General features: G+C 66.6%; 10 protein-coding genes and 1 pseudogene. 8 read left to right on the top strand and 3 right to left on the bottom strand.

Annotated features, from left to right (window positions below; translation table 11 throughout):
* Nucleotides 1-266 precede the first annotated feature (266 nt).
* The gene (locus tag AC5P1C_RS39850) at nt 267-722 is read left to right on the top strand and encodes a hypothetical protein (RefSeq protein WP_493870880.1); all 456 of its coding nucleotides are present in this window, start codon (nt 267-269) and stop codon (nt 720-722) included.
* A gap of 720 nt (nt 723-1,442) precedes the next feature.
* Here the strand turns inward: AC5P1C_RS39850 and AC5P1C_RS39845 are convergent.
* A pseudogene (locus tag AC5P1C_RS39845) lies at nt 1,443-2,729 on the bottom strand (UDP-glucose dehydrogenase family protein).
* A 246-nt stretch (nt 2,730-2,975) separates the two neighbouring features.
* Here AC5P1C_RS39845 and AC5P1C_RS39840 point away from each other — a divergent pair.
* Nucleotides 2,976-3,731 (top strand): DUF5131 family protein, encoded by a 756-nt coding sequence (locus AC5P1C_RS39840; protein ID WP_493870879.1) that lies wholly within the window; start codon nt 2,976-2,978, stop codon nt 3,729-3,731.
* Here AC5P1C_RS39840 and AC5P1C_RS39835 read toward each other — a convergent pair.
* On the bottom strand, nt 3,718-4,821 hold the full coding sequence (locus AC5P1C_RS39835; protein ID WP_493870878.1) for a three-Cys-motif partner protein TcmP: 1,104 nt from the start codon (nt 4,819-4,821) through the stop codon (nt 3,718-3,720). The genes AC5P1C_RS39840 and AC5P1C_RS39835 overlap by 14 nt on opposite strands.
* A 408-nt stretch (nt 4,822-5,229) precedes the next feature.
* Between AC5P1C_RS39835 and AC5P1C_RS39830 the strand changes: the two genes are divergently transcribed.
* From AC5P1C_RS39830 to AC5P1C_RS39805, 6 genes are all read left to right on the top strand, one after another.
* Complete coding sequence (locus AC5P1C_RS39830) at nt 5,230-7,062, top strand: hypothetical protein (RefSeq protein WP_493870877.1); 1,833 nt, start codon at nt 5,230-5,232, stop codon at nt 7,060-7,062.
* A complete protein-coding gene (locus tag AC5P1C_RS39825) occupies nt 7,059-7,856 on the top strand; it encodes a hypothetical protein (protein ID WP_493870876.1) in 798 nt (265 codons plus the stop codon). Before AC5P1C_RS39830 ends, AC5P1C_RS39825 begins: the two co-directional genes overlap by 4 nt.
* 651 nt (nt 7,857-8,507) lie before the next feature.
* A protein-coding gene (locus AC5P1C_RS39820) for an IS630 family transposase (protein WP_493870875.1) occupies nt 8,508-9,601 on the top strand; the annotation gives its coding sequence in 2 pieces (ribosomal slippage) (nt 8,508-8,969 and nt 8,972-9,601; 1,092 coding nt in all).
* A gap of 412 nt (nt 9,602-10,013) precedes the next feature.
* Nucleotides 10,014-11,078: an ABC-three component system protein gene (locus AC5P1C_RS39815; protein ID WP_493870874.1), complete on the top strand. Its 1,065-nt coding sequence runs from the start codon at nt 10,014-10,016 to the stop codon at nt 11,076-11,078.
* Nucleotides 11,075-11,548, top strand: a complete 474-nt coding sequence (locus AC5P1C_RS39810) for an ABC-three component system middle component 2 (RefSeq protein ID WP_493870873.1) — start codon at nt 11,075-11,077, stop codon at nt 11,546-11,548. Before AC5P1C_RS39815 ends, AC5P1C_RS39810 begins: the two co-directional genes overlap by 4 nt.
* Nucleotides 11,541-13,373, top strand: coding sequence for a P-loop NTPase family protein (locus AC5P1C_RS39805; protein ID WP_493870872.1), 1,833 nt, complete (start codon nt 11,541-11,543; stop codon nt 13,371-13,373). Before AC5P1C_RS39810 ends, AC5P1C_RS39805 begins: the two co-directional genes overlap by 8 nt.
* A 675-nt stretch (nt 13,374-14,048) precedes the next feature.
* Here AC5P1C_RS39805 and AC5P1C_RS39800 read toward each other — a convergent pair.
* Entirely contained in the window at nt 14,049-14,891 is an 843-nt protein-coding gene (locus AC5P1C_RS39800) for a hypothetical protein (RefSeq protein WP_493870871.1), read from the bottom strand.
* Nucleotides 14,892-14,897: the final 6 nt, after the last annotated feature.

Below are 14,897 nucleotides of genomic sequence, written 5' to 3'. Positions count from 1 at the left end.
CGCCCGTCGCCCGTCGCCCGTCGCCCGTCGCCCGTCGCCCGTCGCCCGTCGCCCGTCGCCCGTCGCCCGTCGCCCGTAAGTGTCAAGTCTACCGCGAACTGGTCGTCGGAGCGGCTGTTTCCGCAGGTCGGGGCAGATTCCTTCGTGTCGTCGGGCGGCATGATCTGATCCTATCGCGCCCTGTTCGAAGGGTGCTGAGAGTGATCCGCGCCGCACATTCGGCAAGAGTGGTGTGGCGTGCCGTAGTTGATCGCGAGGATGGTGGCATGAGTGATTGGGGAATTGCACTGATTGCTGCGGGATCAGCGATTGCGGGCAGTATCGTCACCGGCTGGTACACCCGCAGCGCTGGCACCCGGCAGGCCGCTGCGGCACGTCACGCAGGGGATCGCCAGGCGGATGCGCTGCTGGAATCGGTTCGCCTGACGCTCCATGCTGAGTCCGGCCACCGCGAGTTCACTCTTCGACGTCAGGCGTATGCGGAGTTTCTCGGAGCTGCAGAGGCGCGGATCCTCGCGGAGCGGAGCGGACGGGGTCAAGCCGAGGACGACGTCCAGTTGCAACGAGCCTTGGGCGGGGTGCTACTGGAAGGCCCGCCCGAGGCCGCGGCCTCGGCACAGCATCTCGTCGACTGCTTACGACGCCATGAGGGGCCGGACGAACTTAAGCGCGCCAAGCTGGCCTTCGTCTCTGTGGCGCAGGACTGCTGCCAGGCCCGGTGACCGTGGTTGATATGCCACTGCTCTGGGTGACTGGAGAAGAATCGTCTTATCCCTGCAAACCGCCTCGTTCGCGGTGGCAGTCTGCCGCCGACGAAGGCGTACGCGGAGGAGTTGTCACCGATCAGCGTGGTGTCGGGGGCGGCCAGAAGGCGTTCTCGGTGGTCACCTCGGGGCGCGGCAATTCATGCCGTGGCACGTCGTCTTCCGGGGCCGCTGAACTTGGGTCTGGCCGCGGCGCCGTGGAGGCAGCGACCCCTACTGGGCGCGGGCATGCTGCTGGCGCACGAAAGACCGTTGCCGCTCGGGCCCGCACTCGGCAAGATGGCCCAGGTCTTGGGCGGATCTTAGATCCAGACGTTGGCAAGTTCGGGGTACGCCTTTCAGCGAGGTCCAGGCCCTCGTTCGGCATGTCCGTGGTGTATCGGGGGCTGGGGATGAATGAGACCCCCTCACCGCTTGGCAGACTGCCCTAAGTGGCGTGCTGGTGCGGGCTGTTCGCGGCGAAAATTTCGTTCACCCGGTCCACGACCGGACCGAGGCGTACCTCGTCGGGAAGCTGACGGAACACCTCCGCGGCCGCGGGGGTGCTTCGATCAAACCGCGCGGGTTGCGGCGTACCGTCACGTCCTCCCCGCCGATGCCGACCTCGCCCGGTGAGGGCGACGCGCCGGGCAGGATTGAACTGGAAGTTCAGGGTCGTCCGAGGGACCGGAAGTTCCATCAGGCTTCGCGCCAGCGGTCGGCAGTCAGAGTGCCGCGGCCGTCGATAACCTTCGGGCTCGCGGCGTGGGCGGCGAGGCGGTGCGGGTCGACGTGGGAGTACTGCGGCCACTCGGTCAGGTGCAGCAGCAGGTCGGCGTCCTGAACGGCGGCGATGGGGTCGTCGATGTAGTCGAGCTCGGGGTGGATCTTGCGGGCGTTGTCCAGGGCCTCGGGGTCGGTCACGGTGACCGCGGCGCCGAGCTCGTGGAGCTTCTGGGCGACGGCCAGGGCGGGTGAGTCGCGGATGTCGTCGGTGTTCGGCTTGAACGCGGCGCCCCAGATCGCGATCCGCTTGCCGCCGAGGTTGCCGTCGCATTGTTCGCGGGCGAGGTCGACCATGCGTTCGCGTCGCCGGTTGTTGATGGCGTCGACCTCGCTGAGGATCTTCAGGGCCTGGTCGGCGCCGAGTTCACCGGCCCGTGCCATGAACCCGCGGATGTCCTTGGGGAGGCAGCCGCCGCCGAAGCCGGGGCCGGGCCGCATCCCTTGGCGGCCGACGCGGACGTCGTGGCCGACGATGTCCGCGAGGGTGATGACCGGCGCCGGAGGCTTCGCAGACCTCGGCGATCGCGTTGATGAAGGAGATCTTCGTAGCGAGGAAGGCCTTCGCGGACGCCTTGGCGATCTCGGCGGTGGCCCAGTCGGTGACAATCGTCGGCGTCCCCGACACGATGATCTCCTCGAAGCACTGCTGCAGTACGGCCTCGGCCCACGAGCGCTCGGTCTCGAAGCCGAGGACGAGCCGATCGGGGCGCAGGGTGTCTTCGATGGCGAACGACTCGCGCAGGAACTCCGGGTTCCAGGCCACCTCGATGCGGTCGCCGGCCGGGGAGAACTCGTGGAGGAGGTCGCGGACGCGGGGTGCGGTGCCGACCGGGACGGTGGACTTTACCGCGACGACGGCCGGGTTCTTCAGCCGGGGAGCGAGCTGGCGGACGGCCGCGAACAGGTGAGAGAGGTCGTAGGCGTGTCCGCCTGGCTGCTGTGGGGTGCCGACCCCGATGAAGTGCAGGTCGCCGAAGGCGGCGGGCCTCCGCGTAGGAGGCGGTGAAACTCAGTTTGCCGGTAGCGGTGTGCTTGGCGATGAGGTCGTCGAGGCCCTGTTCGTGGATGGGGGCCTAGCCGGAGTTGAGGACGGCGGCCTTGTCCATGTCGGAGTCCATGCAGAGGACGTCGTGGCGAGTTCGGCCATGCAGGCCGCGTGGGTGGCACCGAGGTACCGCATCCGATGACGGTGAGTTTCATGCCCGGGGTGTCCTTCCAGATGGTGTGGGTGAGGGCCGCCGCAGGCGGCACCCACCCGGTCATCGGGGAAAGCGCCGCAGGGCTCTACCCGAAAAGTGTCGTGCGCGTGTTCTATTTAGGTGGTTGGGCCGCCGTGCTGCGGGCGAGGTGGTTGGATGTCGGTGTCCGGTGCGGCCACGCCTCGTTGGACGTGCAGCAGACCGCGGACGCGCAGGCGGGCGGGCGCGGCATAGGGAGGGGTGCCCGGTGAGCGACCGCAGTGCGATCGAGTGGACAGAGGCCACGTGGAATCCCACGACCGGATGTGACCGGGTCTCGCCGGGGTGCGATAACTGCTACGCCATGACGCTGGCCAAGCGATTGAAGGCGATGGGGCAGGCCAAGTACCAAAATGACGGGGATCCGCGGACGTCGGGGCCGGGTTTCGGGCTGACGGTGCATCCGGAGGCGCTGCGGGTTCCGTACGGTTGGCGCAGCCCCCGCACGGTGTTCGTGAACTCGATGTCGGACCTGTTCCACGCGCGGGTGCCGCTGGACTTTGTGCGGCAGGTGTTCCAGGTGATGGCCGATACCCCCCGGCACACGTTTCAGGTGCTCACCAAGCGGGCGCGTCGGCTCCGGCAGGTCGCGGGCAAGCTCGACTGGCCGGCGAATGTATGGATGGGCGTGTCGGTAGAGAGCGCCAAGGAGCTCGCCCGGGTCGACGACTTGCGCCGTGTTCCGGCCGCCGTCCGGTTCCTGTCGTGTGAGCCGCTGTTGGGGCCGCTGGAGGGCCTGGAGGTCAGCGGCATCGACTGGGTCATCGCGGGCGGCGAGTCCGGGCCGCGTTTCAGGCCGATGGAAGAGGAATGGGTGACCGGCATCCGCGACGTGTGCACAAATGCCGGGGTGGCGTTCTTCTTCAAACAGTGGGGCGGCCGCACGCCCAAGACACTCGGTCGCGAGCTCGAGGGGCGCACATGGGATCAGATGCCGACCCGGGAGAGCGTCATCGCAGGCTGACCACACTGGTTTTGGTGAGACGGCCAGCAGGAAGTACGACCCGGCCGTCTCCGTCCAGGTCCTGGACAGCCTTCTTCGCGTCCCGGGCACGCCACTGCGACGTTTCCAGCAGGAGCCACTGGCCCAGCTCTTCGAGGCTGACGGGCCCCTGGCTGAGGCGTTGCTGGACGAGAGCCAGCAGCTCGGGGTCGATCACTTCGCCGTCGTCGAACAGGGAGCCCTGTCCGAGTGAGACGGCGTTGCGCACGCGCGGGTCCTTGAAACTCATCCCGTCGCTCTTGTCGACGCTCCACATGGCTTCTTTCATGACCTCCACCCCCTTCTCGTGTCCGGTGCCGAAGACGAGGTACAGCGGCTGGCCGGTGTGGGGAACGACCTTGAACTGCAGGCGAAAGTTGAATCCTGCCCGGTGCAGGGCTTCGCGATAGATCTTCAGCCAGGTCCGCCATTTCCTGTCGCTCTCCTCCACCTCAGCTGCGGGAGTCCAGAATGCGCGGCCGCCGAAGACGGCATCGAGAATGCCTGGGTTGAGATCCTCGCGACGGCTGAACCAGTTCGGGCCGAACGTAGCGATCACTTCGCTCGCCCGGTTGTGGGCGATGCGGTGCATCAGCTCCAGCGGCACGTTGACGCTGCCCCAGCTGTCGAACACGCCCAGGATGGGCTGCCCCCAGGCCCCTAAGTCGGTCAGGATCCGCTCGCTGTCCACGCCGGCCTCGCCGCGGCGTACTTCCACCCGCACCGGCAGGTGTTCCAGCGGTCCGAAACGGTCGTGGAGTTGTCCGCGCAGATACTCGTGGCGATCCCGGCGCTTCTCGATGAACACCAACTGGACACGCTCACGGGACAGGTTCATCCGATCGACCGCGACGTGCTTCAGTAGCCGTTCCAGCGTGAATACCGGTGAGCCCTGTTCACCGCCCTCGTAGCGGCCCGGCCCCGCGAAGGCATCCAGGAAGGTGACTTTGGACCAGCTGCGTCCGGTCTGGCCGTTCGGCTGCAGGAAGATCGGCCACCAAGCGTCGAAGTACCGTTTGTACAGTCGGTGTTTCGCCTCGGTCGCTGCTTCAAGAGGCCATAGAACGCCCATCTGCTATCCCCCTCGTGCAGCCACCCCACTTGACGGAACGTTGCAGGGATTGTCCGCTACGTGACCGAAGTGCACCAGAGCCCCCTCACTCGCAGGGAAAGACGATGCCCGGATTTCGCTGGTGGTTCGCCGATCTGGCCTCCAAAGCCACCCGCGGGATCCGCGACAGCCGTGGATGAAGCACAGCAAAGCGATGGCCGTGACCCGGCACGCCACCGGTGAGCTTTGCTGTCCTGATCAATCCGTTGGCATCTTGTCTTGGAAGTCAAGTGCGTATCTCAACCTGTCACAGCCGGTATCCCCCGATGGGCTGGGAGTGCAGGTCACGCAGCATCCGCCCCCCTGCAAGCGTCGTTGATGCGGTTCGGCACGCCCCGTCTGGGGGTGTAGGCGAGTGATAGGGATGTCATGGCAGGCAAGTTCGTCTTCTTGAAGGAAGATTTCCTGATCGAAGGGGAGTGGGGCGGGATCGGCCTTGATGCGCCGGTGCGGCAGATGAAAGCCGGTATCGGGTCCGGGGGAAGCACGATCTCGGAGGCCGCGTTCGCAGCTCTGGGGGCCACCAGCGTGGTCCTTACACCTGTGATCACTGAGCAGTGCGACGCTATCCGGGTTGAGTTCGCGACGGACGAGGGCGTCTGGACGGCCACCCTGGACCTCGCAACCCAACAGGTGGCCTTCCTGAACAAGACCACCGGCGAAGTCGAAGACCCGCTGCCCGTACGCCCCGAGGCCGGCGAACGGGCAGCAGGATCCTTCTCACTGGAGCGCATGGGCATCCCCGCCATGGAGACCCCGCGCGGAAAGGTCACGATCGACACTGTGCTCGTCCTGGTGTACCTGCAGCAGCATCATGCGGGACGAAACATCTTCGGGTCGGTCAGCGCCGTGGACATGAACCTCACCCTGGAAGTCTGTTTCGGCGTCCTGGATGAGGAGGCCGCACGTCTCAAGGCACAGGCGAGAGCCAAGCGAAGCCAGGCGACAAGGGCCGCGACCACCCTGCGCAAGGCAGTTGAGCAACGCCAGAGCTATGGGCTGCCCACCGCGTTTGATCTCGACATGGAGCAGGAGCGCTACGCCAAGGCCGCTGATGAGCACGCTGACTACCTTCTGTGCCTGGCCCAGGAGCTCGAGCACCACCAGGGTGTGCTGACAGGCCGGGACGCAGAAGCGGCACGGGCACTGCACGCCGTGACGAGCGCTGCCACCACGGCGGACCAGGCCCACCAGGAGCTCGTCTTGGTGCATGAGCGCCGCGGCCTAGCCCGACAGCGCCTCACGGAAGCGGAGGAAGCCGCGCAGTCTCGTACACATTGCCCCGAGTGCGAGCAGCGCCTGCAGGCCCGATCGGGCGAGGGACCCTTGTGCCCGGTGTGCCGCCAGCCTGATCCAGGTCTCCCCGCACGACAGGCCCGGCGCGCTCAGGAACTCACGCGGGCCAAGGAGGCTGCGACAGCAGCGGACTCAGCACTGAGCAATGCCCAGCGCGCCGTGCAGAAGGCGGTCGACGCGCGACGCAAGGTTGAGCAGAACGCGCAGCGGTTGGCAGGTCGGGCCACTGCGTACCGGGCGCAGGAGATCGCTCCGCGCGAAGCAGCACGGAGCCGCGCCCATGCGGCTGAGAGGGAGGCGCGGGCTAAGCTGGAGGCAGTCAAGGCGCGGCGCCAGGAGCTCGCTCAGCTCACCGACCTGGAGAGAAAGTCGGCGTCGTCGTCCCAGCAGGCCGATGATGCTGCAAAAGCCTGGACCGCTGCCGAGGGGGACGCACAGGAGCACACACAGCAGACCGCAAAGCAGCTGTCACAGATCTTCGCGGACATCGTGATTCCCATGGCACCAGACAAGATCCGCAGCGCCGTGATCGACCCGAAGACCCTGGCACCAAAGATCAACAACCGGACCTTGAAGCAGCTAGCCCGCTCAGCAGGACTGGTGAGCATCGCTCACACCGCCTACCACCTCATGGTGCTGGAAGCCGCCCGCAGCATGCCGCTCGTTCTGGTCCCCCGCGTCCAGTGGCTCGACGCGCCCCTCGACGGTCTGGGCGGCGGCCCTGAGGGCGAACGCCTCGCCAACGCCGTCCTCACTGTCTGCGCAGAGACCGCCAGCAGCGACTCCCAAATCGTCCTCACCACCCCCCAGCCACTGCCTGTCAGCCCGGACGCTCTCCATGCCACCGAACATGACAGCACCCGGCCGCTGATTCCGCACGCGCGTCCCGACAACGACGAACGGTGACCGACCTCCACAGCGCTCCGCCCGCTGTGCCCGCGCAGGCCCCGGCTCAGACCCGGACGACCCATCCGCCCATCGTCGAGTGCATCGGGATCGACGACATGATCCTCAGCTACAGCAGCGAGCACTGGCTCAGCCCCTGGCACCAAGACGGCGTGCAGCACTGGGATGTCGGCATGCACCTGAAGGAGGACGGACCCGGGCCCAGCTTCGGAACGATCAAGATCTGCGTCGCCGACCAATATCGCGGAGCAAACCTCTTGGAGAGCTTCGACAACCTCAGCGCAGACCTCTACCGGATCGCCAGGACCCTGTACGAACCGGAGACGGGCGACCTGCGCGACGATCTATGGGACCTTCTCGCTCTGCCGGGGAAGACGATCATCGTGGATGAGGTCACCATCGATCGCCGCCTGCGCGGGCATGGCCTTGGGGTGTACCTCACCGGACTGGCTCTGGACTATCTCAGCCACGGGGCCGGCGTCATCGCGCTCTTCCCCGGACCAGTAGAACGCGACGACCGCACTGACTATGAACAGGCCTGCGCCAGCCTCGGACGCGCGTGGTCACGCATCGGCTTCGAGCCGTACAACGACGGCTCTTGGATTCTCGACCCCGGTCTGACCACCCTGGACAATGCTCTCCGCCGCGAACGCGAGCGCCTTCGGCATCACCGTTGGAATGTGACCTTCTGTCAGGCAGAGCACGAGCGTTGGGAGTCCTGCATGATCAGCGCCATCACCATGCCCAAGTCCGCCCCGCACCCGCTACGGCCACCGGCGTCGCAGGAACCGTGAGCGAGTGGAATGCGATTCCAACGGCGGCCTGGCTCAGCCACGATCGCCGTCGCCATGGTCTGGTCGACAACTCCAGCCGGGTTCTACCGTCTCTGCAACGTCAGTGGACGATCAGTGGCGAGGGTGATCACCCGGTGTGCTTGGCCAGCACCCGAGGGCCAGACTCTGACACGCTCCGGGTGAAGGAGTCTCGCACGTCGAACCACTACGCCGAAGACGACGCGGACCTCAAAGTTTCTGCTCTCGGCAGGGGAATCGATACCCAGATCCCCCAATCCGGTCCGAGGCGGCGCACCGCCTGGGCTACCCGGCCCCGCGGTACACCGCGCCGCGATCGCTCACGCCCGGACCGAGCTGCGCGGCCGTAGTGCCCGGCCATACGTGCAGACTGGCCTTGGTCGACGAGCTCGCGGCTGCCGGTCTGGCGCAGGAGCAGGACGTCGTCATAATGCACGTGGCCGGCGATGTGGTGGCCGCGGCCGTGGTGCTGTCCGCAGATACTCCGGCGCCAGCGCTGGTGTCTCCAGCATCCGGTGCCGCGCCGTTCGTTCCGCCCCGGCAGTGAGATCCAGCATTTCGGCCAACTACTGATCTCTTCGGGGTGTTGTCGGAGGGGGTGACGGGTGGTGGTCCCTACGGTAGGCCGGTGGTATGAGGTTTGCGCAGGGCGGCTGGCTGACCGCCGAGCGGCGGCGGTTCAGGGAGTGGATCCGGTTTGAGGCCGGCGAACGGTTCGAGCGAGGCGAGAGAAATGCGGCCATTGCGCATGACCTGCGGGTGAGCGAGCGGTCGGTGGAGCGCTGGCGGCGGGCCTGGCGCGAGGGTGGGAGGGCCGGGCTCGAGTCCGCGGGAGCGCCGAAGCTGCCCAAACTCAGTGATGACCGGTTCGCCGAACTCGAGAAGGAGTTGGCCCGGGGGCCGGCCGTGCACGGCTGGGAGGACCGGCGCTGGACCCTGGCGAGGATCCGGGCATTGATCTGGTGGCAGTTCCAGCTGGAGGTCTCGTCGGCGGCGGTGTGGCGGCTGCTGCATCGGCACGGCTGGTCCTGGCAGTCGCCCGCCCGCCGGGCTCTGGAGCGCGACGAGGACGCGGTGGAACTGTGGAAGAAGGATGTGTGGCCGCAGGCGGAATGACTGCGGCGGCACTGGGGGCGTTCATCGTCTTCGAGGACGAGGCGGGGTTCGGGATGACTCCGGCACGAGCCCGGACCTGGGGCCGGCGCGGGCAGACGCCGCTGGTGCGGGTGCGCGGCCGGTCCTGGCGCCGCTACTCGATCGCCGCCCTGTGCTGCTACCGGCCGGGCGAACCCTCCCGGTTGATCTACCGGCCGCGCCGACATCACAAGTACCGCGGCGTGGGACGCAACAGCTTCGCCTGGACCGATTACCGCGACCTGATCGTCCGCGCCCACATCCAGCTCAAGGCCCCCATCGTCCTCATCTGGGACAATCTCAACACCCATCGGGCCGCCGGGATGCGCCAGTACGCTGACGATCACGACTGGCTCACCATCGTGCAACTGCCGTCCTATGCACCGGATCTGAACCCGGTGGAGGGCGTGTGGTCACTGCTACGGCGCGGCCCGCTGGCCAACATCGCCTTCACCGACGACGACCACCTCGAAGGCACCCTCCGCCGCGGCCTGCGACACATCCAACACCGCCCACACCTGATCGACGGCTGCCTCACCGGCACCGGACTACAACTGACCCACCATCCGACAACACCCCGAAGAGATCAGTAGACGGGTAGTCCCGAGCCGTTGGCACGGCGAGGAGGGCGGCTTCGAATGCTGAGAGTTCGGCATAGAGCCTCAGACGATTCTCCGGCGGGGTGACCAGCCACTTCTTCATGCCCCAGGTCCGTTTCGGCCGGTCGGGGAAATGCTCAGCAAGGCGCTTGAGTCGCCTGGCCACGTGCCGGGGGCCATGTTGGACCAGGACGAGTGCCCATTCGCCTCCCGCACGGCACGCCGCGGGCGCCCGCCCGAAGCCGGAGCCGGCAGAGGCCCCCTGGAGGCGCCCTGTCCATGGACGATCTCCGATGGTAGAAGTGGGCAGAGGCGTGTACGTGGGGGAATGGTGCACCGCGGGGGAGGGGGCGGAGTGGACGCATTACCGCAAGGCGGGGGCCCGAGGGGCGCGGACAGTGTGTCCGTGTCACAGTATGTGCCGCCGCCGTCGGTCGTGCCCCACAACCAGTTCGACACCCGGACAGCCCTGCAGCAGGTCTTTTACTGGACGCCGGAGCAGTGGGAGCAGTTCACCTGCGAGTGGGTCCGCATGCGCAGGGACGAGTTCGGCTACCTCGGCGTGGAAGTCCTCGGCGGGACCAACGACCGCGGCGCCGACGTCGTGGCCTTCATGAGCGAGCAGCGGCTGAACGGTGTCTGGCACTGCTACCAGTGCAAGCACTACACCGCCGACCTCACGCTCGACGATGCGCTGCCCGAGATGCTCAAACCGTTCGTGGCGACGCTGGAGACGAGCCGCACGCTTCCCGCCCGGTACATCTTCGTGGCACCGAAGATCCATCCCCGGCTCAAGGACATGGTGCTCACCCCGGCCACGCTGAAGGCCCGGTTCCTCACCTACCTGGACGGTCGGACGAAGCCGGTTGCCGCGTTGTCCGAGCCGACCCGGGCGGCCGTACGCGCGCTGGCGGAGAGCGCTGACTTCTCGATGTTCTGGACCGTGAACCTGGACGAGGTCCTGGAGGTCTACAGCAAGTCGTCGCTGTTCGCCTCCCGCTTCAACCTGCCGCCCACCGGCAAGCCCCGCAAGCTCCTTCCCCCGCCCGTGCCCCAGGTCAACGAGGCGCGCTACCTACAGCAGCTCCTGGACGTTTACCAGGAGAGGTTCGGCGAAGTTATCGCGACCGTGCAGCACGCTTTCGAGCACCCGGATTCGGGAGACCATCTCGGGCGGCAGCGAGTGGCGTTCTTCGACGCGGAGGCCCTGCGCATGTATGCACGAGAGAGCATCGCGGGGGACACCTACGAGGAGTTGCAGGATGACGTGCTGACCAATCTGGTCGAGGTGGCCGCCATCGACTACCCCTCGGGATGGGAGCGCCTCCAGCAGGTACTGAGAGCCTCCGGGCAGATGACCCTCACCGGGTCGCCGCTTCTGCACCTGTTCCGCAACAGCCAGCGTCAGGGCATGTGCCACCAGCTGGCGAACGTCGACAAGCTGCACTGGTGCAAAGGAGGTTGCCGATGAATCCGCTCAACAGTCCGGTCGAAGTGGGGATGCGGACGCTGGTTCTGCTGGCCCGCAGCCATCCTCACCCTCTGGACCTGTCCTGGCTGGTGGTCCTGGACCACGCCATGCTGCACAGCAGCCAGTTCGAGGGTCCGCCCAGTCTCCATCCCCGCCTGCCCGCCCAGCCGGGCGAGCTCGGCATGAAACGGCAGATGATGCAGGAAGGGCTGGAGGTGCTGCTGCGCGCCGGCCTGGCCACGGTCGAGGCGACCGGCGACGGGCTCGTCTACCAGGTGACCCCGCGCGGCTCGGGGTTCGTCGGCATCCTGGAGGCCCCATACGTCGGCGAGCTGCGGCAGCGTGCGCAGTGGGCCGTGGAGCAGTTCGCCTCGACCACGGACGCCGTGGCGGCCACGCGGGACATCACGACCCGCTGGCACGACGAATTCACCGCCGGTATGCAGCACCTGGGGGTCGGCCATGGCTAACTTCGCCCTGACGCATCTGACATACGCCGGTGCGGGGCTGCCGACAGCCAGCGTGGAGTTCGACCCCAAGTTCACGGTGATCTACGGCTCCTCCAATACGGGCAAGACGTTCCTCGTCGACTCCATCGACTACATGCTCGGCGGTCATGTCCGTCCCTCGATCCCGCGCGCCGAAGGATACGGACAGATCCTGCTCGGCCTGCTGCTGCCCGACGGCAGGCCTCTCACGCTGGTCCGCAAGCCCGGCGGCAAGAGCATTCACGTGCATCAGGACGATCTGAGGGAGCTGTCCCACGCCATTCCCCACGCGGTCGTCTCGGCCCGCAGGATCCGCAGCCGGAAGGACATTTCGCACTACCTGCTCAGCAAGCTGGGGCTGGACGACACCTACGTCCGTACCAACGAGGGCGGCAACACCGACCTGCTCAAACTTGCCGACCTGACCCACCTCAGCGTGGTCACCGACACCCGCATGATCGATCCGAATCCGCCCTCGCAGCGCACGCGCGGCACGGCGGCCAGGACCACCGCGCGCTCGGTCATGAAGCTGATGCTGACCGGCGAGGACGAGCCCCCGGCAGCCAAGCTCCCCAACGCTGCTCAACGGCGCGTCCAGCGGGGAAAGATCAATCTGATCGACGCGCTGGCAGTGGATCTGCACGCCAAACTCTCCCGCGACCAGACCGTCAGCGAGCAGCGAGATCAGCTGGCCCGGTTAGAGGACAGCCTCAACGACATGGCCCGCTCGCTGGCCCGCGAGTCCGAGCAGCAGGCCCGTGCGGTCGCCGCAGGTGGGAAACTGGCCGCAAAGCAAGCTGAGTTGGAAGCACGCCTGAGCGAGGTGCTCGACCTGCTGGGGCGATTCGACACTCTGCGCCAGCAGTACGAGACGGACCTGGCACGGCTGGAAATGGTCAGCGAGGCTGGCAACCTCCTGGGCTACTTCCAGGTCGGCCGCTGCGTGTTCTGCGGGGCGGACCCCGAACACCAGCAGGCCCAGCACGGCCATCAGGAGACCACGCAGCTGCACGAGGCCGTGCTCGTCGAGTCCGCCAAGACCCATTCCCTCCTCGCCGATCTCCGGCTGACCATTGAGGGACTGGAAGGCCAGCGCGACGAACTCGCCGAACGCCGCACCGCCCTGAGCGCGCAGGCGGCCGAGGCCGACCAGGCCCTGGCGCAGATCGAAGCGCGACTGGCTCCTCTCCGCGAAGGACTGCAGGACACCGTCGCCGAGCGACTGCGCGTCGAACGCGACCTGGAACTGCGTGCCCGCCTCGATGAACTGGAAGAGCACCGCTCCCAGCTGGTGACCCAGGGCGCCCTGCCGTCCAAACGGCGGGAACTCCTGATCGCGGGCAGGATCCTGGCGTCGTTCGACGAGCTCCTCCAACGCACCCTGGACTCCTGGCGGATCCCCGACGTGGAAGGCGCCGGCTACGACCCCTACAGCGGTGACGTGACGGCCGGCGGAACGGCGCGCGCAGGCCACGGCCGGGGCATGCGCGCATTGCTGCACGCCGCGTTCTCGATCGCCCTGGCCCGCTACTGCCTGGACCGCAGGCTCCCGCACCTGGGCTTCCTCGTCCTGGACTCGCCGCTGGTGACGTACAAAGAGCCGGACTTTGACGCCGACCGCATCCCCCCGAACGTGATCGACCACTTCTACCGCTCGTTCTTGGCCTTCCCCGGCCAGGCGATCGTCGTCGAGAACGCCACGCCGCCCCCTGATGTCCTCGAGCACGCACGGATCGTCAACTTCAGCGGCAGCGGAGCCCGCCCCGGCTTCTTCCCCGCGCGCCCTGGCACCGGCAGCCGGACCTGAGCCGCATCGTGGCGCCAATTGGGTGGCTGCTGCTACTTGGCTCTCCGGACCGCGCGGCCTCTTACCCCCGCAGTGCTCAACAGCGGGGCGGAATGCGTTCCTTCTGCCTGCGGGGAAGTGCCAGGATCGGAGCTTCAGCCTGGGAGGCATCGCGCGCTTTGAACCTGACGGTCTGACTGGAGCCGTCGGCCGGCACAGGTAGCTGATGCCCATCACGAGTTCTTCAGGTCTCAGCGTCTGCTGTGCACTGGTCAGGTTCGGCTCGGCCATCGGATAGAGGAAAAGGACGCCGCTCCGGTCCACACGTGCATCGCCCGATCTGCCCATTCCAACAAAGCAGCTCCCGGCCCTGTTCGAAAAGGAACGCTTCCCGCCGCCGCGGCCCTGAGCCGCCGGCCTTTTTCCATCTCAGCCGAGAGCACGCTCGTTGGAATGCTTCGCGCGCGCCGCCATCCTGATCCCCGGTAGTGCCCTCATCTGGCAGGTCACCGGACGCAGATGCGCAGGCCCCCGGCACGCTTGGGACGTCACTGCGGGGTCGTTCGCGGGTTGACCGGGCGGCGCCGATGCGGCGATTGCTGGCTGACCACGGAGATGGTGCTCGCCTGGTGGTCCTTCGGGGACGGTGCCCGAGAAGCGCCGCACGGGCTGCGTGCGATGCGGTCTCGATGCCCGCTATCTCTCTACTGTTGTCGTGAGTTGAATCTGGGTTACAGCTCGCTGGAACAGTTCCTTACGAACAGGGTCCCAGAGCACATAAGTACCGGATGACTGTCCTAGATACAGCATCTGCCGGGATTCATCGATCGTTTTGCCGCTCGAATTCAGGAATTGAACTTCGACTGGACGGACACGGACGCCCAGCATGTACGGAAGTGTGGTGGAGTATTTTCCGGCGGCCAGTTCATCTGCATTTCGCGTCATAACCTGACCGAGGGCGTACGCAACCCCTGCTGTGACCGTAAGGATGAGGAAAGCACCTGCGAGAAGTCGACCGATTCCGCTGACTCGAGAAAGGAAGATGACGGTCAGGTAGATGAGTCCTGTGCCCAGAAGCCACAGGGACCAGCGGGGAAAGCCCGGCGTGGTGACAGGGCTCTCGGCGTAACTCATCAGTACCCATATGAGTCCGACCGTCATGCTGGCGAGCAGCTTGCGCAGCCAGGAGTGCCGTTTAATGAATTCCCCCACATCTCCGAGGAATGACTCGCCCCAAGCGGAAAGGAAGGCGATGGCGGGCCACACAGCCAAGCCCGGAACGACGAAGAGGACTGTGAATACGCCGAAGGTCACGACTGCCCGCGTGGCCAAGACTGCGACATCCAGGCCCGCCTCCTCGGGAGCGAGCCCACCAAACCGTTCAAAGAATCGATCCACTGCCCAGTACTGAATAAGGGTTAATAGGGCTCCTCCGATTGCAAGGGTGGCCGCGAAGTGCTGAAGGACATGCTTCAGGCCGAGCGGTTTGCGCTCCGAGTTCGCGCTGGAGTCCGCATCTCCTTGAGTCTCTTCCGGCATCCCGTC

Source organism: Streptomyces sp. A18, from assembly GCF_059026065.1.
This window is presented reverse-complemented; position numbering and strand designations above follow the sequence as displayed.

Bases quoted from the DNA above. Each gene is read 5' to 3' on its own strand.
- AC5P1C_RS39850 (WP_493870880.1), top strand. From the start codon at position 267: ATGAGTGATTGGGGAATTGCACTGATTGCTGCGGGATCAGCGATTGCG.
- AC5P1C_RS39835 (WP_493870878.1), bottom strand. From the start codon at position 4,821: ATGGGCGTTCTATGGCCTCTTGAAGCAGCGACCGAGGCGAAACACCGA.
- AC5P1C_RS39830 (WP_493870877.1), top strand. From the start codon at position 5,230: ATGGCAGGCAAGTTCGTCTTCTTGAAGGAAGATTTCCTGATCGAAGGG.
- AC5P1C_RS39810 (WP_493870873.1), top strand. From the start codon at position 11,075: ATGAATCCGCTCAACAGTCCGGTCGAAGTGGGGATGCGGACGCTGGTT.
- AC5P1C_RS39805 (WP_493870872.1), top strand. From the start codon at position 11,541: ATGGCTAACTTCGCCCTGACGCATCTGACATACGCCGGTGCGGGGCTG.
- AC5P1C_RS39800 (WP_493870871.1), bottom strand. From the start codon at position 14,891: ATGCCGGAAGAGACTCAAGGAGATGCGGACTCCAGCGCGAACTCGGAG.